The sequence below is a fragment of the Serratia sp. NFX21 genome (assembly GCF_048517035.1).
Classification (GTDB): Bacteria; Pseudomonadota; Gammaproteobacteria; order Enterobacterales; family Enterobacteriaceae; genus Serratia; species Serratia quinivorans.
In genome coordinates this window covers 5,089,932-5,107,889 of the sequence record NZ_CP183196.1, presented here as the reverse complement: position 1 = coordinate 5,107,889, position 17,958 = coordinate 5,089,932, and the positions used below count along the sequence as shown (strand labels likewise).

The following is a 17,958-nucleotide window of genomic DNA, read 5'->3' as shown; positions in this document are numbered from 1 at the left end:
ATGTTTATTGTTTACTTATGGGATAAAGTTATTGGTGAAAGTATTGCCTCATTGGAAGACTTTCAGGGGAATGAAAGTTTTTTAATCAGGGATGATCACTGTAAATACCCATTGTTATCTGAGTTATCTAACTGTGACATGGAGCTTTTTAGTGATGAGCAACTTGCAGATCTTCGTAAGGAGATTAATAACCTGATGAAAGATGAATCATCAGAGCAAGATGTTCATGATTACCTATTATCTGTGATTGCACTAATAGATCAGGCTGATCGCGATAATAAGAGTATTTTATTTTCTCCGTTTTAATGAACCACCTCGACCGATGGCCGAGGTGGTTGCTCTCAGATCCTAAATCCCCCATCTTCTCGCAGTTGCAACCGGATCACCCCGGGTGCGGCGGTGATCTCCTGTTGGGCGCTGTAGGCGCTGGCGGGGAACAATCTTGCCGGTGCATTGGCGAGCGGCGCGGCACCGTATCTGGCGAGAGAGATCAAAGCGCGTATCGGTGATGACAACGTGGCCGCCAACGCGATGGCGCATGCGATGCTGGGTGCGATAGCCGCGCAGTTGAACAACCCGGAGGTGAATTGGTCGGGGGTCCGTCGACCAGTTCAAGTGCAGCCCAACGCCGCGAACGGCATCGTTGGCGCAGTGGCAAGCCAGTGATTATGCGATGGTGAAGCAGGTCACCACGGAATATATGGATAACTGCCTTAGCCAGTTGGATGGGCAATTAACTGCATTACTAAAACGCTAGTTTATCCCCCTCGATAAACCCAGGCCAGGCAGCTATCCAAACACCCCCCGGCCCACCGCCTTACTATTACCTGTCCTACAAGCCGAAGCCTAAACCTTCACTTCCCCAATTCTCTCCAGCGCATCCACTATCAAATCCCAAAACTTATCCTGATCCAGCGTCACCGCCACCTGAGTGTGGCAGTCCGGCGGCGGTGCGGCGCGGAAGTCGGCTACCGTCATGCCCAGCGTCAGGGTGCCGGTCAGTTCGATATCCACCGGGACTTTACGCACCGTCATCACTTCGGGGTCGATCACATAGGCCACCGCGCAAGGATCGTGCACCGGCGGGGCGCTAAAACCTTGCGCCTGCTGATACATCTTGCCAAAGAACTCAAGCAGTTCGCCGACAAACCTGGCTGGTCCGGTTTGGATAGCGGCGATGCGGGCACAGACTTCTGGCGTGGCGAGCGCCTGATGGGTCAGATCCAGCCCGACCATGGTCAGCGGCCACTTTTCATTGAACACGATGTGCGCGGCTTCCGGATCGATCTTGATATTAAATTCCGCCACCGCGCTCCAGTTGCCCACGTGGTAGCCGCCGCCCATTAGCACCACTTCTTTCACTCGTTCGGCAATGCGTGGTTCTTTGCGCACCGCCATGGCGATGTTGGTCAGGCCGCCGGTCGGAACCAGCGTCACGCTGCCCGGCGGGTGAGCCATGATGGTATCGATGATCAGATCAACCGCGTGGCAGGGTTCCAGCGCCAGCGTTGGTTCCGGTAATACCGGGCCATCCAGGCCGGATTCGCCATGGATATCTGGTGCGACTTCTATCTGGCGTACCAACGGGCGCGGGCAGCCGGCGGCAAAGGGTACGCCGGTAATATTGGCGATGCGTGCGACGGCCAGCGCGTTACGGGTGACCTTCTCCAGCGTTTGGTTGCCCACCACGGTGGTCACGGCTAGCAGATCGATCTGCGGGTTGCCCCAGGCCAGCAGCATGGCGATCGCATCGTCATGTCCCGGGTCGCAGTCCAGTATGATTTTTTTCATTGTTATTCCTGATGCAGGGAGAGGTCCCCGCAGCATAGCGCACCGATGGTGGGCGAGGTAATGACCGATAATGCTTTTTGCTAACCACATCAAAGCGTTGCTGATTTAGCGATGTAATTAAACGTAAATCCCCCTCGGCGCGCTTTACCCTGGAGTTTACTCCAGGCTTTATTCTATAACCTGGCATAAAGCACAGAGGAGAAGCGCGATGAGCCTGTTGAAAAAACTCTTGGGACAAGGCGATTTTGGCGGTGGGCACCAGCGCTCAGGGTATCGCAGTGGCCACCATGGTAACCGCTATAACCAGCACGGCGAGCAGGGGCCACAATGCCTGCAATGTCAGGCACCTAACAAGCCCGGTGCCCGTTATTGCCACCGTTGTGGACAACCTTTCGAGACGGCGGCGGCACAGTGCAGCGGGTGTTCAGCGCCGTTGTCACCGGGCAGCCGTTTTTGCCAACAATGCGGCAAGGCCGCTAACGGGGGATAGCCATGACAAAACGTGGATGGAGTGTGGCAGTGCTGTTGGCGGTAATGGCGTTATGGACGCTGCTGGCCTGGGGCGTTTCTGGCGTATTGGGCTGGTTGCCCGCGTTAACGGGGCTGGCGCAGAGCGGTTCGGCACAGTTGGCACCGCAGCTTACCGGCTTGCTCAGCCTGGTGCCACAGGCGCTATTGGACACTTGGCTGCCGCAGTTGCAGCAACTGGGGAACTGGCTGGCGGGGTCTTTCCCACTGTTGCTCACCTGGGCGAAGTACGCCGTCTGGTTAATCTGGGGGCTGGGTATGCTGGCAATACTGGTGCTTGGCGCTTTGGCGCGTCGTATATTGCTCAGCGGTAGCCCTGATAGACTTCCCCCACGCGCTTAAAGTACTCGGTCAGGTAATTGATGCACACCTGCACCTTGAGCGGCAGCTTATCTTTCTCGGTGTACACTGCGTACACCGGGCGAGGATCCGAATGGTAGTTTTTGAACAGGATCTCGATCTCTCCGCGTTTGATCTCCTCGATCACCCACATCAGCGGTGCATAGGCGATACCGGCCCCGGCTTTCAGCCAGCGGATCATGGTCTGTGAATCGTTGGTGACGAAGCGTCCCTGCGGCGAGATGCGCGTGCTGATGCCTTCCGGTGCGATCAGCTCGAACTCGCTGTCTGGTCGCACGCTGTATTCCAGCCAGGAAAAATTGACCATATCGCTTGGTTTTAGTGGCGTGCCGTGTTGGCTGAGATAGCTTTTGGCGGCGCACACTACCATCGGCATTGAACCCAGGCGTTTGGAGAACAGGCTGGAATCCTGCAGCGCGCCGGTGCGGATCACTACATCCAGCCCGTCGGCGATCAGATCCGGTGCCGGGATACCGGTTACCAGGTTCACCGTCAGGCCGGGGTACTCTTTGAGCATATCTGCGGTCATGGTTGCCAGCACGTTTTGTGCCATGGTGGATGAGCTACCAATGCGCAGCGTGCCGGTCGGCGTATTGTTAAACGCGTACAGCTGCTCATGCACTTCGCTGACTTCCAGCAGCATGCGGCGACAGCCCTGATAATAGATTTTTCCGGCCTCCGTCAGGCCAATGCTGCGCGTGCTGCGGTTGAGCAGCTTGACCTGCAGCTCATTTTCCAGTTTGGAGACGGTCTGGCTGATAGATGAAACGCTCATATCCAACTGGCGCGCTGCCGCAGTAAATGACCCGCATTCAACCACTTTGGCGAATACCGACATCCGTTTTAGTCTTTCCATTATTCACTCTGGCTTAAAAGTGATTTAGATCACAGATTGTTGATGACTTGATAGTAAGCACGCTAATATAAACAGGTCGGGTGAAAAGACCTTACTAACGCGCGAGTGCGATCGGCAGCGCCATAGTGGCCGATCCCTCCGATATCCTCGCAGTCCCTATCGCGGATGTACGCTCCAGAGTTTACTCTTATTTCAGGTTCCTGACCTGTCTGGGCCTGAATTTGTGGTGCGTGTCAGCTAAAATGTAAAGAGAATGTGAATGGATAGAGTTCTTAACGCCCGGTGCAGTGAACAATAAGGAAAAATTGATGAGTTTGCTTCCGGTTATGGTCATTTTCGGACTGTCGTTTCCCCCGATATTTTTTGAGTTGCTGCTCTCGCTGGCGCTGTTTTTTTTGCTGCGCCGCCTGCTGCAACCCACCGGGATTTACGATTTTGTCTGGCATCCAGCGCTGTTTAATACTGCGCTGTACTGCTGTTTGTTCTATCTGATTACCTGTCTTTTCGTTTGAGGTCGCTGTGAAAAATTTTTCAATAAAAATAACCCGAATCGCGATCACTCTGATTCTGGTCCTGCTGGGGATCATAGCCATATTCAAGGCCTGGGTGTTCTACACCGAATCCCCGTGGACGCGTGACGCCAAGTTCACCGCCGACGTGGTGGCGATCGCCCCGGACGTCACCGGTCTGTTGACCGATGTCCCTCTGGTGGATAACCAACTGGTGAAGAAAGGGCAGGTGCTGCTGGTGATTGACCAGCCGCGCTACCAACAGGCCCTGGCGGAAGCCAATGCCGATGTCGCCTACTACCAGACGCTGGCGGCAGAAAAAAGACGTGAAGCCGGCCGCCGTGTGCGCCTCGGCGTGCAGGCGATGTCGCAGGAAGAGATCGACCAGGCGAATAACGTATTGCAAACCGTAGAGCATCAGCTGGCGAAGGCTGTAGCGACCCGTGAACTGGCTAAATTGGATCTGGAACGCACTACGGTACGCGCACCGGCCGATGGCTGGATCACCAACCTGAACGTGCACGCCGGCGAATACATCACCCGGGGTTCAGTCGCCGTGGCGCTGGTGAAGAAAAACAGCTTCTACATTCTGGCCTATCTGGAAGAAACCAAGCTCAATGGCCTGAACAAGGGCGACCGTGCGGAAATCACTCCGCTGGGCAGTAACCGCATCATGCACGGCACCGTCGATAGCGTGGCCGCCGCCGTCAACAACAGCAGCAGCACCGTGAACAGCAAAGGGTTGGCGTCGATCGACAGCAACCTGGAGTGGGTGCGTCTGGCGCAGCGCGTGCCGGTAAAAATCCTGCTGGACGACAAAGACCAATTGCACCCGTACCCGGCTGGCACCACCGCTACCGTGGTGATCACCGGTAAGAATGACCGCGCTACCGACAGCGGCTCGCCTTTTGTGCGTTTGATGCATCGGCTGCGTGAGTTCGGTTAATGAATAACCCAACCTTTATTCGGCTGAGATTTGCCTTCAAGCTCAGCTTTGCGGTGGTGTTTGCGCTGTTCGTCGGCTTCCATCTCAATCTGGAAACCCCACGCTGGTCGGCGATGACCGCCGCCATCGTGGCCGCCGGTACGGCCTTTGCCGCGGGCGGCGAGCCTTTTTCCGGTGCTATTCGTCATCGCGGTTGGCTGCGTATTATCGGCACATTCATCGGCTGCTTTGTCGGCATAGCGATTATCGTCACTACGGCGCGTGCGCCGGTGGTGATGTTGCTGCTGTGCTGCATTTGGGCCGGCTTCTGCACCTGGATTTCCTCTCTGGTTAAAGTTGAAAACTCCTATGCCTGGGGCCTGGCGGGTTATACCGCGCTAATCATTATTGTCACCGTTGCCAGCAGCGAAGCGCATCTGCTGGAAGCGCCGCAGTTTGCTATTGAGCGCTGCAGCGAGATCGTGCTGGGGATCGTCAGCGCCGTGCTGGCAGACTTGCTGTTCTCGCCGCGTTCAATCAAACAGGATATCGACCGGGCGGTGGATAAACTGCTGGTGGATCAGTACCTGTTGATGCAGATGTGCATCAGCAATGCCGAGAAAGAAGATATCGACCGCGCCTGGAGCAATTTGGTGAAGAGCACCACAGCGCTGAACGGCATGCGCAGCAACCTGATGATGGAGTCATCACGCTGGCAAAAGGCGAATCGCCGCATTCTGGCGCTGCATACGCTTTCGCTGACGTTGATTACCCAGGCCTGTGAGACCTATTTAATCCTGTTGAACCACCCGGATGCGCTGAAAGAAAACGTTCGCGAGTTGCTGATGGTTCCGGCCCAAACGCCGCAGGAAATCCATAAACGCATGAAGTTGTTGCGGCAGGTGCTGACCACCAACCGTACCGACGAGACATTAGTGACCATCACCAGCTGGGTGGGGGCGGCCACTCGCTACCTGCTGCTGGCCAAAGGCGTACACACCAACAGCAGTATCAGTTCGGTAGAAGAAGGGGTGTTGAGCAGTGAGGTGGTGGTTAAACCGACCTCGGCGGAAAGACACCACGCAATGATTAATGGTCTGCGCACCTTTGTGGCGACGGCCTTTGGCAGCCTGCTGTGGCTGTGGACCGGCTGGACCTCCGGCAGCGGCTTTATGGTGATCATTGCGGTGATCACCTCCCTGGCGATGCGCACCCCGGCACCGCGCATGGTGGCGATGGACTTTATACTGGGCATGCTGGCGGCGATCCCGGTCGGCTCACTGTACTTTATGGTGATCCTGCCGGCGACTCAGCAAAGTATTTTACTGCTGTGCCTCAGTCTGGGCCTGCTGGCGTTTTTCATCGGTATCGAAGTGCAGAAACGACGGTTGGGCTCGCTTGGCCTGTTGGCGGGGACCATCAATATTCTGGTACTGAGCAACCCGATGGAGTTCAACGTCACGCAGTTCCTCGATGGTGCGCTTGGCCAGTTCCTCGGCAGCTGTGTGGGCCTGATGGTGCTGCTGCTGATCCGCGATAACTCGCGTGAACGTACCGGTCGCACCTTGCTGAACCAGTTTGTCGGCAGCGCGGTATCGGCGCTGACTACCAAGGCCGCACGCCGTCAGCAAAACCACCTGCCGGCGCTGTATCAGCAGTTGAATCAGCTGCTGATGATGTTCCCGAACGATATTGCCAAGTACCGATTGGCGCTGAACCTGATTATCGCTCACCAGCGTATGCAGCGGGCTGAGATCCCGGTTAGCGAGGAGCTTTCGGCTTTCCATAAGCAGATCCGCAGTACCGCCGACCACATGGTCTCGGCGAAGAACGAGGTAAAACGTGCTTATTATTACGATCGGCTGTTGAGTGAAATGAACGATTATCAGCAGAAGCTGGTGGATTATCAGGCCCCGCTCAGCGTTACCGGGCCGGTAAAACGTCTGGCCGACATGCTGTATCGCTATCGTCACGCCCTGATTGACTGATACCTCAAATTTTCTTGCCGGGGCTATACTTGCCTGAGATAGCCCCGTTTCAGAGTTGCACTGAGTGCCTGACCGGCTGCAAAATGGCATGATTAGCTTGAACGGGTGATGCAGGTTGTTCGGCGCGCTTTCCCTGAAGTGAAAACGTTACATGCCAGTCATCTCTGCTTCATCCTTTTCATCTATAAATCCAACCAGCATGGGTGTTGATGCGCCCCTGTCGGCCATAAATCAGGGACAGCAATGAATAAGCGGATCCTCGTGGCGATCGTTATCGCCGTTGTGATAGCCGGCTTTACTGCAATGCGCAGTAACGATCGGGTGATTGCCAACGTACCGGCGGTAGCCGAAGGTCAGAGTATTGACCAACTGACGCAGCAGCAAAGGGTGGTGAGCTATCTGCAGCAGCACCAGCGGCTGCCGGACTATTACATCACCAAGAAGCAGGCGCGTGAACAGGGATGGGATGCACGTAACGGCAATCTGTGTTCGGTGTTGCCGGGCAAAGCGATTGGCGGCGATCGTTTCTCAAACCGTGAAGGGCAACTGCCCACGGCCCGCAGTCGGGTATGGCGTGAGGCGGATATCAATTATCAATGCGGCCGGCGCGGCGCCGATCGTTTGCTGTATTCCAGCGACGGCCTGATTTTTGTCACGCGTGACCATTATAAAAACTTCATTCGGGTGGAGTGAGCTTGATGGCAAAAGTAGAGTTCGATTTTAATCAGATTAACGATTTGCCGGCTTTTTACCGCGACTTCGCGCAAAAGTTTGCGCTGGATGAGGAGTTTGGTGCCAATCTGGATGCGCTGTGGGACGTGGTGACGGTGGACATCGGTTTGCCGGTGGAGATAGAATTTACCCATCTCAATGCCCGCAGTAAACGTCGCTTTGGCGCGATAATCCTGTTGTTCGAAGAGGCGGAGGAAGAGCTGGAAGGCAGCCTGCGTTTCAATATTCGTGAAAGCAGCGGTGAACCTGCACATCACCGGGGATGAACTGGGTTCATCCCGTGGTGACGGCGGCGATCATTCGGCGGTCTCGGCCAGATCGCGCAGGTACTGGAAGATTTGACGGTAAGCTTTCGGCGGCTTGTTAGCGGCTTTCTCTTTCTGTGCGTTACGCACCAGTGAGCGCAGTTGCTGGCGATCGGCTTCCGGATACAGCGCCAAAATTGGCGGGATCGCGTCATCACCTTCTTCTACCAGGCGGTCACGTAATGCTTCCAGCTTGTGGAACAGCGAAACCTGTTGGTTATGGCGGTTCTTCAGCTTGTCGAGCGCGGTCTGAATCGGCTCTACGTCGCGGGCGCGCAACATCTTGCCAATCAGTTGCAGCTGACGGCGGCGACCTTCTTTTTTGATTTTCTGCGCCAGATCAATCGCAGCGCGCAAATCTTCATCCAGCGGGATGCGTTCCAGCGCGTTCTTACCCAGCTCGACCAGTTCAACACCCAGGTCTTTTAGCGCTTCGGCATCACGTTTAATTTCACTTTTACTGACCCAGATAATCTCGTCATCTTCCTCGTCAATGTTCTCCGGGACATCGTCGAGCCAGTCTTCAGGCTGTTTGTTCATGGTAGGCTCCGTTAAAAAGAGGCTAATCCTAACAGGTTGTCCAGCAACCCGCCAATTACGCACCAGAGCAGATTGAGTATAGCTGCCGATGCGACGAAAAATCGTCCTTATTAGCGGACAGCAATTTTGATTTGTTGTTTTTATCAGCATGTAGGTATAAAATTTTATACAAATGGAGGCGGTGCTCATGGATGATGAGAGTGAAAAGGCCATTGACTGGCGTGGATCCTCGTTGGTGGATCTATTAGCGTTTCCGACCGACGCGCGAAAGGCTGCCGGGTTTGAATTGAGCAAAGTACAAAGAGGCGTCGAACCTGGCAGTTGGAAACCCATGAGTGGGTGCGGTGCGGGTGTTTGTGAAATCCGCTTATATGCACTTGCTGGTGCATTCAGAGTGATTTACGTGGCTAAGTTCAAAGAAGTTATTTATGTTTTGCACAGTTTTCAAAAGAAGACAGCTAAAACCAGTCGGCACGATATTCAGATTATCAAAACGCGATATGACGCGGTGATAGAAGAGCGGGGTAAGAAGAAATGACCAAGCCAATTGATACCCATTCCCGGCATGTCACGCCACGAGGCGGCAACGTATTTGCTGATCTTGGGTTTGCCCCCGATGAGGCAGGGCAATTACAGGCGCAATCCAACGCCGAGATTGAACACCTCATTGCGCTTAAAAAACAGCTGATGGGAGAGATAAGTGCCTGGATAGAAGGGGAAGGGTATCGTCAAGAAGAGGCCGCACGTCATTTGCATACTTCCAGACCACGCGTGTCTGACGTGGTAAATCAGAAAACAGACAAATTTACTCTCGATGCACTGATCAATATGCTCGCCAATATAGGCAAATCAGTAAAGTTGGTGATTGAGTGACAAACTCACCGATTTAGTGTCCTTTCTATGCCCCGCAATTGCTTTATGCGAAATTCCACGCGGTTCCTGTTAGACTCAAAAGTATAAATCTCATGATTTTTGCGCGTGACTCCACGCGCAACCACGCCGCCACGGCACTTTTCTCAACGATTTTCTGATTAAGTATGGCAGATTGATGAAAGTAGTCACTCAAGTTGCACAGCAGCGCAAGGCGCTGGAACAGGCCGTTTCACAGGCTTTGGAACTGGCGCGCGCCGGTTCCGATGCGGCAGAAGTTGCCGTGACCAAATCTACCGGTATCAGCGTCAGCACCCGCTTTGGCGAGGTGGAAAACGTTGAATTCAACAGCGATGGTGCGTTGGGTATTACCGTCTATCACCAGCAACGTAAAGGCAGCGCTTCATCAACCGATCTCAGCCCGGACGCTATTGCCCGCACCGTGCAGGCGGCGCTGGACATTGCCCGTTATACCTCAGTGGATCCCCATGCCGGCCCGGCGGAGAAAGACCTGCTGGCGTTTGACGCGCCGGACCTGGATCTGTTCCACCCGGCAGAGCTGGACGCCGATCGCGGTATCGAGCTGGCTGCCCGCGCCGAACAGGCATCCCTGGCGGCGGACAAGCGCATCACCAATACCGAAGGCGGCAGTTTTAACAGCCACTATGGCATCAAGGTGTTCGGCAACAGTCACGGCATGCTGCAAAGCTATTGTTCCAGCCGACATTCATTGTCGAGCTGTGTGATCGCCGAGCAAGGTGGTGATATGGAGCGTGATTACGCCTATACCATCGGGCGTGCGATGGGCGATCTGGAAAGTCCTGAATGGGTGGGACAGGAATGTGCCCGTCGCACCTTGTCACGCCTGGCACCGCGCAAGCTGTCGACCATGACCGCTCCGGTGCTGTTTGCTTCTGAAGTGGCGACCGGTCTGTTCGGCCATCTGGTTGGCGCCATCAGCGGCAGCAGCGTTTACCGTAAATCGACCTTCCTGTTGGATTCGCTGGGCAAACAAATCTTGCCGGAGTGGCTGACCATCGAAGAGCACCCGCATCTGCTGAAGGGGCTGGCTTCCACGCCGTTCGACAGCGAAGGCGTGCGTACCCAACGGCGCGACATTGTCAAAGACGGCGTGCTGCAAACCTGGCTGATGACCAGCTATGCGGCGCGTAAGCTCGGCATGCACAGCACCGGCCATGCGGGCGGCATCCATAACTGGCGTATTGCCGGTCAGGGTAATGATTTTTCCGGCATGTTGAAACAGTTGGGGACCGGTCTGGTGGTCACCGAACTGATGGGGCAGGGCGTCAGCGGTATTACCGGTGACTACTCACGCGGCGCGGCTGGTTTCTGGGTGGAAAATGGCGAGATCCAATATCCGGTCAGCGAGATCACCATCGCCGGCAACCTGAAAGATATGCTGCGCAATATCGTCAGCGTGGGCAGCGATATTGAAACTCGCAGCAACATCCAGTGTGGTTCCGTGTTGTTGCCGGACATGAAAATCGCCGGTCAGTAAATCTGCTTACGGCTGGCCGCTCAGGTTGCCAGCCGCATCACTCCCCCTTCCCCGTTTTAACCTTGCTTACAAATCTTCGGTTTCGGTTTTCAGCCCTCTTGCCTATGGTTAGCCTGGGTCAAATAAAACTATAACTGGAAGGTGAGCAAGCATGTCGAACAAACTGAAAGCGCTGTTGGCGTTGGCACTGCTGGGTGCCAGTTCACTGGCGGTCGCGGCCGATCTGGCCGACGATATGGATACCATCGCAGGCAATTACAAAAAGGTGCTGAGCACCGACTCCACCGATACCCTCAAACAAAGCTTGCAGAATATGCGTGCTGCGGCAGTGGATGCCAAGCAAAGCAAGCCGCCAAAAATGGAAGACAAAGCCAACGATAGCCCAGAGATAAAAGATTTCCACCACGGGCTGGATACGCTGATCGGCCAGATCGATCAGTCGCTGGCGTTGGCTAATCAGGGCAAGCTGGCCGAAGCCAAACAGGTCGCCCAGGGTTTCAAGCAAACCCGCGACGCCAACCACAAGAAATTCCGCTAAGTTTTTTCGGACAGGCAGGACACAGAAAGGGCGGCAGGGTACCGCCCTGATAACCGCTTAGCGGTGGTATTCACCCGCCGCTTCCGGCTGGTACAACAGTTCCAGCACTTCGATACGCGCTTCTTCACCATTCGGCAACTGCCAGGTAATCTGGTTACCTACGTGCATACCCAGCAGCGCTGCGCCCAAAGGTGCCATTACCGAAAGCTGTTCGTGGCTGTCCTTCAGCGAAGCCGGGTAAACCAGCGTCCGCACGTGTTCTTCTGCAGTATGCAGATCGCGGAAACGCACGCGGCTGTTCATGGTCACCACGTTGGCTGGGATCTGGGACGGCGGCAGAATTTCGGCGCGATCCAGCTCGATGTTCAGCGCGGTGGCGACATCGGTGTTGGCAAAGGCCGGTTGTGCCAATAGCGCATCCAGGCGCTCCGCATCCAGCTCATTAATAGTAATGGTTGGTTTGGTCATTCCACTCTCCAGTCAAATCAAAGGGCGTCAGGTTACGCGCCCATAAATTCGGAAAAACAGCACAAAAGCAACACCCCCGCGCCAGAGGAGCGGGGGTGTTGTTGATGTCGAATTGTCTTACCGATAGTAGGCGGTTAAGCGGGGAAAAGAAAGAGATCCCGATCACGAAGCTTTTCACCGTCGCCGGGCGAACTGGAAACAGTTTGTGGCGTTATCTTTTTGTAATTTAATTGAATTATCTGGCAAATGCTTATTTTGCGAAATGGATCCCTGACGGTCACTGAATTTCCACTTCCAACTGGAAAAAAACAGGCTACACAGAAAATCTTCCCGGGGTTAGGGTAAAGGCATCAGAGAAAGCGGGTTATTCAGGTGATGCCGTGCAATTGACCGAGTCATGTTTGGATCTAGGGGTACTGAAAAGTGAATGATGGATCTGTTGCGATAGAAAATAGTGAGCAACCCGATATCAGCGTAGCCGGGACAATCACCGAACAGGTGCTGGCAGGTATTACCGAGATGCTAAGCGCAGAGGGTATTTATACCAACGCGGTACAGCAACAGATGCTGGAGTCGCATATTCGTGCCATGGTGCTGCGATCAATAACCGGCGAGCCATTACCGGAAGTCGATAAATCACTGTTTGATGAAATTTCGGCGGAATCAATGCAAATGGCCGAGCGGGTAGTGGGGCAGTTTGCCACTTTACCGATCGAAGAGGCTTATTTGCTGTCCGTCCATTTTGAAGTGGCAAAAGATAATAACCAATAGCAGTTAACGAATTAATTTAATCAGGAGAAATACCATGGGTCAGATTACCGTAGTGATTGGCGATCGTTTGGGTAAAGGTCAGAAAGTGGGTCAGGGCATTGAAAATGCAGGCGGAAAAGCCATCGTGATCCCAGGCGTAGCGGCAGACATGAAGCTGGGCGACGTGATGAAAGCGGAAGGCGCGCAGCTGGGTATTTCTTTCTGCGGCAGCGGCGGTGCAGGGGCAATTACCGCTCAAACCAAATACGGTTATAAAGCCAAATACGGCATGCGCTCGATTGATGAAGGCGTGACGGCAATTAACGAAGGCTGCACCGTATTAGGTTTCGGTTTTATGGATAAAGAAGAGCTGGGCCAGAGGCTGGTTGAAGCCTACGTTAAAAAACACGGCAATCCGTAATGAAAGAGCAATATACAACGTCGGTAAAGGTTGAGGGTAAGGGCGACAGCAAAGCGAAAGCTTTTGCTTCCGCCTTGGCCAATGTGCAGGGCGCGGTATTAAAATCCACCAGTAATATTCTGCTGCGTATTGAACCGCAGGATGTCAGCGTATTAAGAGCGGAAGAGAAAATAACAAAAGAAAAGTTTCTGTTCTTCTTTCTGCCGCGGGAAAGAAAGAACTATTCCGTATCTCTGGAAATAACCGTGAACGTGACAATCATCAATACAGAAAAAGTTGTCTTCGTCGCGAAATAAAAACGTTAGCATAAATCAAAGGGTATACTGATGTTTTTAATCATCTTATTTAAGTCGCTTATTATCGGCGGACTGGTGGGGGTTGGCGTAGGGGCCGGCGCCGCACGCATGTTCCATGCCCCAACCACCCAGGGCATGGGCGCTTTCCGTACCTTGGGCGAGCTGAACTCCTGCGAGGGCGATCCGGCTTCCCACTTCTCATTCGGTCTGGGCTTCTTCTTTAACGCCTGGGCGTCTTCCGTGGCGGCCGGGGCCTTCACGCAGGACGTTGACCACCGCATCATCCCACACTGGGGAGCGGCAGCGTTGATGGTCAAAAACCGCAACCTGGCGCAAACGCTGCACGACCCGAAAAAAATGGCTATCGCCTGCGGCATTATCGGCATGCTGGTGGTGGCTTTCCTCAATACTACCGCCTCCGCGGTGCCTGCTGCGCTGCAGGTCACGGCGATTAAAGTGTTGGTGCCGGCCGCTAACCTGCTGGTGAACACCGTGATGCCGGTGATCTTCTGGTTGGCGGCGATCGACGCCGGGCGTCGTTCCGGTTTCTGGGGCACCATCTTCGGCGGCCTGGCGCAGCTGATTATGGGCAACGCCGTACCGGGTCTGGTGTTGGGCATCCTGATTGGTAAAGGCGTGGAAGAGAGCGGCTGGAACAAAATCACCAAGATCATGATGGCGGTGATCGTGCTGTTGTTCGTGCTGAGCGGTTTCTTCCGCGGCTTCGACATGAAAGTCCTCGAATCCTTCAGCCTCGGCGTGCCGGGCTGGCTGGATGCCATTCACAATACCCTGAGCGGTAAATAAGGAGCTGGATGATGGAAGAACAAACCCAAAAAGGCTTCTGGTATGCCGACTGGTCATTCCCGATTTTTGTCGGCCTGCTCTCGTCCGGCGTGTTCGCCGGGACGCACATGTACTACCTGTACGGCATCGGTGCCTTTAACGAAGTGGCCTTCGTTTCCATGCTGCGGGCCGGAATGGATACCGGCGTTTATGGCGCGGTGGCGGCATTCGGTGCCAGCTTCCTGTTTGCGCGCATTATCGAAGGCTCACTGGTGGGGATCCTGGACATCGGCGGTGCAATCCAGACCGGTGTCGGCCTGGGAGTGCCGGCACTGCTGCTCGGGGCCGGCATTATCTTCCCGGTAGCCAACTTTGCCGCCTCGCTGGTAACCGGCCTGGTGATTGGTTTGGCGATTGGCTACCTGATCATTCTGGCGCGTAAATTTACCATCAACCAGAGCAACTCCACCTACGGGGCGGACGTGATGATGGGGGCTGGTAACTCCTCCGGTCGTTTCCTGGGGCCGTTGATCATCCTGTCGGCGATGACCGCCTCGATTCCGATTGGCATTGGTTCACTGCTCGGCGCACTGCTGTTCTATATCTGGAATAAGCCAATCACCGGCGGGGCGATCCTCGGGGCGATGCTGTTAGGGGCTATTTTCCCGGTAGCCATCGCTTAAATGCGACAGTGATTGTTGGGGAGCGGCGCGCCGCTCCCCTGCTTGAAAAGGAGTAATGCAGTATGTATGACTTAGTAATCAGACGCGCCAGACTGGCGGATGACCGACTGGTCGATTTGGCGGTCCTGGACGGCAAGATTGCCGCGGTCGGGCAACTGGCTGAAGACGTTCGCGCTCATCGGCAATGGGATCTGGCGGGTAATCACCACCTGAGCGCCGGCTGGATTGACTCCCACGTGCATTGTTACCCCTCTTCGCCGATTTACCATGACGAGCCGGATTTGGTTGGCACCGCCTGTGGCGTCACCACGGTGGTCGATGCCGGTAGCACCGGCACTGACGATGTCGATACGTTTTATGCATTGACGCGCCGTGCCAAAACCAACGTTTTTGCTTTCCTGAATATTTCGCGTATCGGTCTGCTGCGACAGAATGAACTGGCAGACCTGACCGATATCGACAAGCAGAAAGTCAGCCAGGCGATCGACAAACATGCCGGTTTTGTCATCGGTATCAAGGCGCGCATGAGCAGCAGCGTGGTCGGCCAGAACGGCACCCGGCCGCTGGTGCTCGCCAAAGAGATCCAGCAGGAAAATAACCTGTTGCCGCTGATGGTGCATATCGGCAATAACCCGCCGGATCTCGATGAGATCGCCGATCTGCTGACCCGTGGCGATATCATCACCCACTGCTATAACGGTAAACCAAACCGCATCCTGACCCCGGCCGGCACGCTGCGCGAGTCTATCCAGCGTGCGTTGCAGCGCGGTGTGTTGCTCGACGTTGGCCATGGCACCGCCAGCTTCAGCTTTGAGGTCGCCCGGCAGGCGATAGCCTTGGGCATTTTGCCACATACCATCAGTTCCGATATTTACTGCCGTAACCGCATGGCCGGGCCGGTACACAGCCTGGCGACGGTGATGTCCAAATTCTTCGGCATCGGGCTGTCGCTGCCGCAGGTGATTGCCTGCGTGACTGAGAATGCCGCGTCGGCCCTACGTCTGGTCAACAAGGGCCGGCTCGAAGTGGGTTGCGACGCCGATTTCACCCTGTTTGATCTCCGCCAGGGGCCGCAGGTGTTTGCCGATTCAGAAGGGCAATCGGGAGCCGGCCAACAGTTGCTGGTTCCGCTGGCCGCGGTGGTGGCCGGGGAAATCTTATTAACCGATGAAGGGAAAGCCGCTCATGTCTTCGATTTATGAAAAATATAATTTAAAACAAGTTATTAATACTTCAGGTCGCATGACCATGCTTGGCGTGTCCACACCGCGTCAGGACGTCATTGACGCGGTTGACTACGGCCTGAATCACTATTTTGAAATCAAGGATCTGGTCGACAAGACCGGGGCCTATATCGCCAATCTGTTGAATGTCGAAGATGCGGTGATCGTTTCCTGCGCCTCGGCAGGTATCGCCCAGTCGGTAGCGGCATTGATCGTTAAAGACAACGCCAACCTGCTGGTGAATTTGCACTCTGCGCCGATTACCGTACCGCGGGAAATCGTGTTGCCGCGTGGCCATAACGTCAACTTCGGCGCGCCGGTCGACACCATGGTCGCGCTGGGTGGCGGCAAAGTAGTCGAGGCGGGTTATGCCAACGAGTGCTCTGCCGAGCAGCTCGAAGCCTGCATCACGCCGCAGACTGCCGCCATTCTCTATATCAAGTCGCACCACTGCGTGCAGAAAAGCATTCTTTCCGTTGAACAGGCGGTGGTGGTGGCACGTAAACATAACCTGCCGCTGATCGTCGATGCCGCCGCGGAAGAAGATCTGCTGTGCTACTACCAGATGGGGGCCGACCTGGTGATTTACAGCGGCGCCAAAGCCATTGAAGGCCCAACCAGCGGGTTGGTGATCGGCAAGAAGCAATACGTCGAGTGGGTGAAGCTGCAATCCGGCGGCATCGGCCGGGCGATGAAAGTGGGTAAAGAGGGCATCCTCGGCCTGACGCAGGCGATCGAAAGCTATCTGACGTTGGAGAAAACCACTGGCCAGCAAATGGTGGAAAGAATGACGCCGTTTATCGACAGCCTGAACACCCTGACCGGCATCAGCGCCAAAACCGTCTGGGACAGTGCCGGCCGTGATATTGCACGGGCAGAGATCACCTTTGACGAAGCGGTACTCGGGCGTTCGACCTACGACATCGTGCAGGCGCTGAAAACCGGCGCCATCGCCATCTACTTCCGTGGCTATAAGGCTAACGAAGGCAAGATTGAAGTGGATGTGCGCAGCGTTGATCAGCAACAGCTGATGACCGTCTTCACCTGTATTAAAAATCTGTTCACGGAGAAACAAGCATGAAGCTGCAACCCAACTACTATCGCGATCGGGTGTGCCTCAACGTATTGGCCGGCTCGAAAGACAATGCGCAGGATATTTATTCGGCGGCGGAAGGGCATGTGCTGGTGGGCGTTCTGTCTAAGAACTACCCGGACGTCGACAGTGCGGTGGCAGACATGCAGCGCTATGCGCAACTGATTGAAAATGCGCTGTCGGTGGGGCTGGGCGCGGGGGATCCGAAACAATCGGCGATGGTCAGCCTGATTTCTCAACAGGTGCAGCCACAGCACGTAAACCAGGTGTTTACCGGTGTCGGTGCCAGCCGTGCGCTGCTGGGCCAAAATGACAGCGTGGTCAATGGCCTGGTGTCGCCTACCGGCCGCGTTGGCTGGGTGAAAATCTCAACCGGCCCGCTGAGTGCAGCGGCACCGGACGGCATTGTGCCGGTAGAAACCGCCATTGCCCTGTTAAAAGACATGGGCGGCAGCTCAATCAAGTATTTCCCGATGGGTGGGCTGGCATGCAAAGAAGAATACCAGTATGTGGCCCAGGCCTGCGCCGAACATGACTTTATGCTGGAGCCGACCGGCGGCATCGATCTGGAAAACTTCGAGCCGATCGTCGAGATCGCACTGGCTGCGGGTGTGAAACGGGTGATCCCACATATCTACAGTTCCATCATCGATTCCGCCACGGGCAACACTCGCCCGCAGGACGTTAAAACCCTGCTGGCCATCACCAAAAAACTGGTCGGGTAAACGCATTATCGGATGACGTAAGGCAGGGAGGCGACAGGCTTTGTATTCACAG

At 55.1% G+C, this 17,958-nt stretch carries 24 protein-coding genes and 1 pseudogene; 21 read left to right on the top strand and 4 right to left on the bottom strand.

Translation table 11 applies throughout. The features are described 5' to 3' along the window. Together ACNT1W_RS23960 and ACNT1W_RS23955 are read left to right on the top strand one after the other, a co-directional pair. On the top strand, positions 1 to 306 hold the full coding sequence (locus ACNT1W_RS23960) for a hypothetical protein (RefSeq protein ID WP_261409360.1): 306 nt from the start codon (positions 1 to 3) through the stop codon (positions 304 to 306). A 117-nt stretch (positions 307 to 423) separates the two neighbouring features. Continuing rightward, positions 424 to 576: pseudogene (locus ACNT1W_RS23955) on the top strand (adhesin); the annotation flags it as partial. Positions 577 to 846: 270 nt separating this feature from the next. On the opposite strand, the gene ACNT1W_RS23950 reads toward ACNT1W_RS23955, so the two are convergent. After that, positions 847 to 1,791: a nucleoside hydrolase gene (locus ACNT1W_RS23950; protein WP_261132965.1), complete on the bottom strand. Its 945-nt coding sequence runs from the start codon at positions 1,789 to 1,791 to the stop codon at positions 847 to 849. Positions 1,792 to 1,999: 208 nt separating this feature from the next. On the opposite strand from ACNT1W_RS23950, the gene ACNT1W_RS23945 reads away from it, so the two are divergent. Continuing rightward, positions 2,000 to 2,281: a zinc ribbon domain-containing protein gene (locus ACNT1W_RS23945; protein ID WP_012147090.1), complete on the top strand. Its 282-nt coding sequence runs from the start codon at positions 2,000 to 2,002 to the stop codon at positions 2,279 to 2,281. A gap of 2 nt (positions 2,282 to 2,283) precedes the next feature. Next, on the top strand, positions 2,284 to 2,661 hold the full coding sequence (locus ACNT1W_RS23940) for a hypothetical protein (protein ID WP_419246245.1): 378 nt from the start codon (positions 2,284 to 2,286) through the stop codon (positions 2,659 to 2,661). On the opposite strand, the gene aaeR is transcribed toward ACNT1W_RS23940, so the two are convergent. After that, positions 2,624 to 3,535: an HTH-type transcriptional activator AaeR gene (aaeR, locus tag ACNT1W_RS23935; protein ID WP_012147088.1), complete on the bottom strand. Its 912-nt coding sequence runs from the start codon at positions 3,533 to 3,535 to the stop codon at positions 2,624 to 2,626. The two genes, ACNT1W_RS23940 and aaeR, sit on opposite strands and share 38 nt — an antisense overlap. Positions 3,536 to 3,843: 308 nt before the next feature. On the opposite strand from aaeR, the gene aaeX reads away from it, so the two are divergent. The 5 genes from aaeX (at position 3,844) to ACNT1W_RS23910 (ending at position 7,955) form a co-directional block, all read left to right on the top strand. After that, the gene (gene aaeX, locus ACNT1W_RS23930; RefSeq protein WP_012147087.1) at positions 3,844 to 4,047 is read left to right on the top strand and encodes a p-hydroxybenzoic acid efflux pump operon protein AaeX; all 204 of its coding nucleotides are present in this window, start codon (positions 3,844 to 3,846) and stop codon (positions 4,045 to 4,047) included. 7 nt (positions 4,048 to 4,054) lie between these two features. Further along, a complete protein-coding gene (aaeA, locus tag ACNT1W_RS23925; RefSeq protein WP_012147086.1) occupies positions 4,055 to 4,990 on the top strand; it encodes a p-hydroxybenzoic acid efflux pump subunit AaeA in 936 nt (311 codons plus the stop codon). Beyond that, on the top strand, positions 4,990 to 6,957 hold the full coding sequence (gene aaeB / locus ACNT1W_RS23920) for a p-hydroxybenzoic acid efflux pump subunit AaeB (protein ID WP_112362642.1): 1,968 nt from the start codon (positions 4,990 to 4,992) through the stop codon (positions 6,955 to 6,957). The genes aaeA and aaeB overlap by 1 nt, the downstream gene beginning before the upstream one ends. 243 nt (positions 6,958 to 7,200) lie before the next feature. Beyond that, positions 7,201 to 7,650: a ribonuclease gene (locus tag ACNT1W_RS23915; RefSeq protein ID WP_112362643.1), complete on the top strand. Its 450-nt coding sequence runs from the start codon at positions 7,201 to 7,203 to the stop codon at positions 7,648 to 7,650. A 5-nt stretch (positions 7,651 to 7,655) separates the two neighbouring features. Further along, positions 7,656 to 7,955, top strand: a complete 300-nt coding sequence (locus ACNT1W_RS23910; RefSeq protein WP_259190342.1) for a barstar family protein — start codon at positions 7,656 to 7,658, stop codon at positions 7,953 to 7,955. 30 nt (positions 7,956 to 7,985) lie between these two features. On the opposite strand, the gene yjgA is transcribed toward ACNT1W_RS23910, so the two are convergent. Further along, positions 7,986 to 8,534 carry a ribosome biogenesis factor YjgA gene (gene yjgA / locus ACNT1W_RS23905; RefSeq protein WP_012147082.1) on the bottom strand — a complete coding sequence of 183 codons (549 nt, stop codon included), beginning with the start codon at positions 8,532 to 8,534 and terminating at the stop codon, positions 7,986 to 7,988. Positions 8,535 to 8,721: 187 nt separating this feature from the next. Between yjgA and ACNT1W_RS23900 the strand changes: the two genes are divergently transcribed. From ACNT1W_RS23900 to cybC, 4 genes are all read left to right on the top strand, one after another. Then, a complete protein-coding gene (locus ACNT1W_RS23900) occupies positions 8,722 to 9,072 on the top strand; it encodes a type II toxin-antitoxin system RelE/ParE family toxin (protein ID WP_012147081.1) in 351 nt (116 codons plus the stop codon). Next, positions 9,069 to 9,407 carry a helix-turn-helix domain-containing protein gene (locus ACNT1W_RS23895; RefSeq protein ID WP_012147080.1) on the top strand — a complete coding sequence of 113 codons (339 nt, stop codon included), beginning with the start codon at positions 9,069 to 9,071 and terminating at the stop codon, positions 9,405 to 9,407. The genes ACNT1W_RS23900 and ACNT1W_RS23895 overlap by 4 nt, the downstream gene beginning before the upstream one ends. A gap of 175 nt (positions 9,408 to 9,582) precedes the next feature. Beyond that, positions 9,583 to 10,923 carry a metalloprotease PmbA gene (pmbA, locus tag ACNT1W_RS23890; protein WP_419246244.1) on the top strand — a complete coding sequence of 447 codons (1,341 nt, stop codon included), beginning with the start codon at positions 9,583 to 9,585 and terminating at the stop codon, positions 10,921 to 10,923. A gap of 151 nt (positions 10,924 to 11,074) precedes the next feature. Then, the gene (cybC, locus tag ACNT1W_RS23885; protein ID WP_012147078.1) at positions 11,075 to 11,461 is read left to right on the top strand and encodes a cytochrome b562; all 387 of its coding nucleotides are present in this window, start codon (positions 11,075 to 11,077) and stop codon (positions 11,459 to 11,461) included. Positions 11,462 to 11,518: 57 nt separating this feature from the next. Here cybC and rnk read toward each other — a convergent pair whose 3' ends face one another. After that, the gene (gene rnk, locus ACNT1W_RS23880; RefSeq protein WP_012147077.1) at positions 11,519 to 11,929 is read right to left on the bottom strand and encodes a nucleoside diphosphate kinase regulator; all 411 of its coding nucleotides are present in this window, start codon (positions 11,927 to 11,929) and stop codon (positions 11,519 to 11,521) included. A gap of 423 nt (positions 11,930 to 12,352) precedes the next feature. On the opposite strand from rnk, the gene ACNT1W_RS23875 reads away from it, so the two are divergent. From ACNT1W_RS23875 to dagF, 8 genes are all read left to right on the top strand, one after another. After that, positions 12,353 to 12,700 carry a glycine dehydrogenase gene (locus ACNT1W_RS23875; RefSeq protein ID WP_017894154.1) on the top strand — a complete coding sequence of 116 codons (348 nt, stop codon included), beginning with the start codon at positions 12,353 to 12,355 and terminating at the stop codon, positions 12,698 to 12,700. A 34-nt stretch (positions 12,701 to 12,734) separates the two neighbouring features. Then, positions 12,735 to 13,100 (top strand): glycine-rich SFCGS family protein, encoded by a 366-nt coding sequence (locus tag ACNT1W_RS23870; protein ID WP_012147075.1) that lies wholly within the window; start codon positions 12,735 to 12,737, stop codon positions 13,098 to 13,100. Beyond that, complete coding sequence (locus ACNT1W_RS23865; RefSeq protein WP_012147074.1) at positions 13,100 to 13,396, top strand: DUF4312 family protein; 297 nt, start codon at positions 13,100 to 13,102, stop codon at positions 13,394 to 13,396. The genes ACNT1W_RS23870 and ACNT1W_RS23865 overlap by 1 nt, the downstream gene beginning before the upstream one ends. A 30-nt stretch (positions 13,397 to 13,426) precedes the next feature. Then, entirely contained in the window at positions 13,427 to 14,203 is a 777-nt protein-coding gene (locus ACNT1W_RS23860; protein ID WP_012147073.1) for a DUF4311 domain-containing protein, read from the top strand. A gap of 11 nt (positions 14,204 to 14,214) precedes the next feature. Then, positions 14,215 to 14,865: a DUF4310 family protein gene (locus ACNT1W_RS23855; protein ID WP_017894152.1), complete on the top strand. Its 651-nt coding sequence runs from the start codon at positions 14,215 to 14,217 to the stop codon at positions 14,863 to 14,865. Between the two features lie 62 nt (positions 14,866 to 14,927). After that, entirely contained in the window at positions 14,928 to 16,067 is a 1,140-nt protein-coding gene (locus ACNT1W_RS23850; protein WP_261435159.1) for an amidohydrolase/deacetylase family metallohydrolase, read from the top strand. After that, on the top strand, positions 16,051 to 17,169 hold the full coding sequence (locus ACNT1W_RS23845) for a DgaE family pyridoxal phosphate-dependent ammonia lyase (RefSeq protein WP_012147070.1): 1,119 nt from the start codon (positions 16,051 to 16,053) through the stop codon (positions 17,167 to 17,169). The genes ACNT1W_RS23850 and ACNT1W_RS23845 overlap by 17 nt, the downstream gene beginning before the upstream one ends. Then, on the top strand, positions 17,166 to 17,906 hold the full coding sequence (gene dagF / locus ACNT1W_RS23840) for a 2-dehydro-3-deoxy-phosphogluconate aldolase (protein ID WP_419246243.1): 741 nt from the start codon (positions 17,166 to 17,168) through the stop codon (positions 17,904 to 17,906). Before ACNT1W_RS23845 ends, dagF begins: the two co-directional genes overlap by 4 nt. Positions 17,907 to 17,958: the final 52 nt, after the last annotated feature.

Coding starts and splice junctions, on each gene's coding strand:
- ACNT1W_RS23860 (WP_012147073.1), top strand. CDS start 13,427: ATGTTTTTAATCATCTTATTTAAGTCGCTTATTATCGGCGGACTGGTG.
- ACNT1W_RS23850 (WP_261435159.1), top strand. CDS start 14,928: ATGTATGACTTAGTAATCAGACGCGCCAGACTGGCGGATGACCGACTG.
- ACNT1W_RS23915 (WP_112362643.1), top strand. CDS start 7,201: ATGAATAAGCGGATCCTCGTGGCGATCGTTATCGCCGTTGTGATAGCC.
- dagF (WP_419246243.1), top strand. CDS start 17,166: ATGAAGCTGCAACCCAACTACTATCGCGATCGGGTGTGCCTCAACGTA.
- yjgA (WP_012147082.1), bottom strand. CDS start 8,534: ATGAACAAACAGCCTGAAGACTGGCTCGACGATGTCCCGGAGAACATT.
- ACNT1W_RS23960 (WP_261409360.1), top strand. CDS start 1: ATGTTTATTGTTTACTTATGGGATAAAGTTATTGGTGAAAGTATTGCC.
- ACNT1W_RS23895 (WP_012147080.1), top strand. CDS start 9,069: ATGACCAAGCCAATTGATACCCATTCCCGGCATGTCACGCCACGAGGC.
- ACNT1W_RS23940 (WP_419246245.1), top strand. CDS start 2,284: ATGACAAAACGTGGATGGAGTGTGGCAGTGCTGTTGGCGGTAATGGCG.
- cybC (WP_012147078.1), top strand. CDS start 11,075: ATGTCGAACAAACTGAAAGCGCTGTTGGCGTTGGCACTGCTGGGTGCC.
- ACNT1W_RS23950 (WP_261132965.1), bottom strand. CDS start 1,791: ATGAAAAAAATCATACTGGACTGCGACCCGGGACATGACGATGCGATC.
- aaeR (WP_012147088.1), bottom strand. CDS start 3,535: ATGGAAAGACTAAAACGGATGTCGGTATTCGCCAAAGTGGTTGAATGC.
- pmbA (WP_419246244.1), top strand. CDS start 9,583: ATGAAAGTAGTCACTCAAGTTGCACAGCAGCGCAAGGCGCTGGAACAG.
- ACNT1W_RS23855 (WP_017894152.1), top strand. CDS start 14,215: ATGGAAGAACAAACCCAAAAAGGCTTCTGGTATGCCGACTGGTCATTC.
- ACNT1W_RS23900 (WP_012147081.1), top strand. CDS start 8,722: ATGGATGATGAGAGTGAAAAGGCCATTGACTGGCGTGGATCCTCGTTG.
- ACNT1W_RS23910 (WP_259190342.1), top strand. CDS start 7,656: ATGGCAAAAGTAGAGTTCGATTTTAATCAGATTAACGATTTGCCGGCT.
- ACNT1W_RS23945 (WP_012147090.1), top strand. CDS start 2,000: ATGAGCCTGTTGAAAAAACTCTTGGGACAAGGCGATTTTGGCGGTGGG.
- aaeX (WP_012147087.1), top strand. CDS start 3,844: ATGAGTTTGCTTCCGGTTATGGTCATTTTCGGACTGTCGTTTCCCCCG.
- rnk (WP_012147077.1), bottom strand. CDS start 11,929: ATGACCAAACCAACCATTACTATTAATGAGCTGGATGCGGAGCGCCTG.
- ACNT1W_RS23870 (WP_012147075.1), top strand. CDS start 12,735: ATGGGTCAGATTACCGTAGTGATTGGCGATCGTTTGGGTAAAGGTCAG.
- ACNT1W_RS23865 (WP_012147074.1), top strand. CDS start 13,100: ATGAAAGAGCAATATACAACGTCGGTAAAGGTTGAGGGTAAGGGCGAC.
- aaeB (WP_112362642.1), top strand. CDS start 4,990: ATGAATAACCCAACCTTTATTCGGCTGAGATTTGCCTTCAAGCTCAGC.
- ACNT1W_RS23845 (WP_012147070.1), top strand. CDS start 16,051: ATGTCTTCGATTTATGAAAAATATAATTTAAAACAAGTTATTAATACT.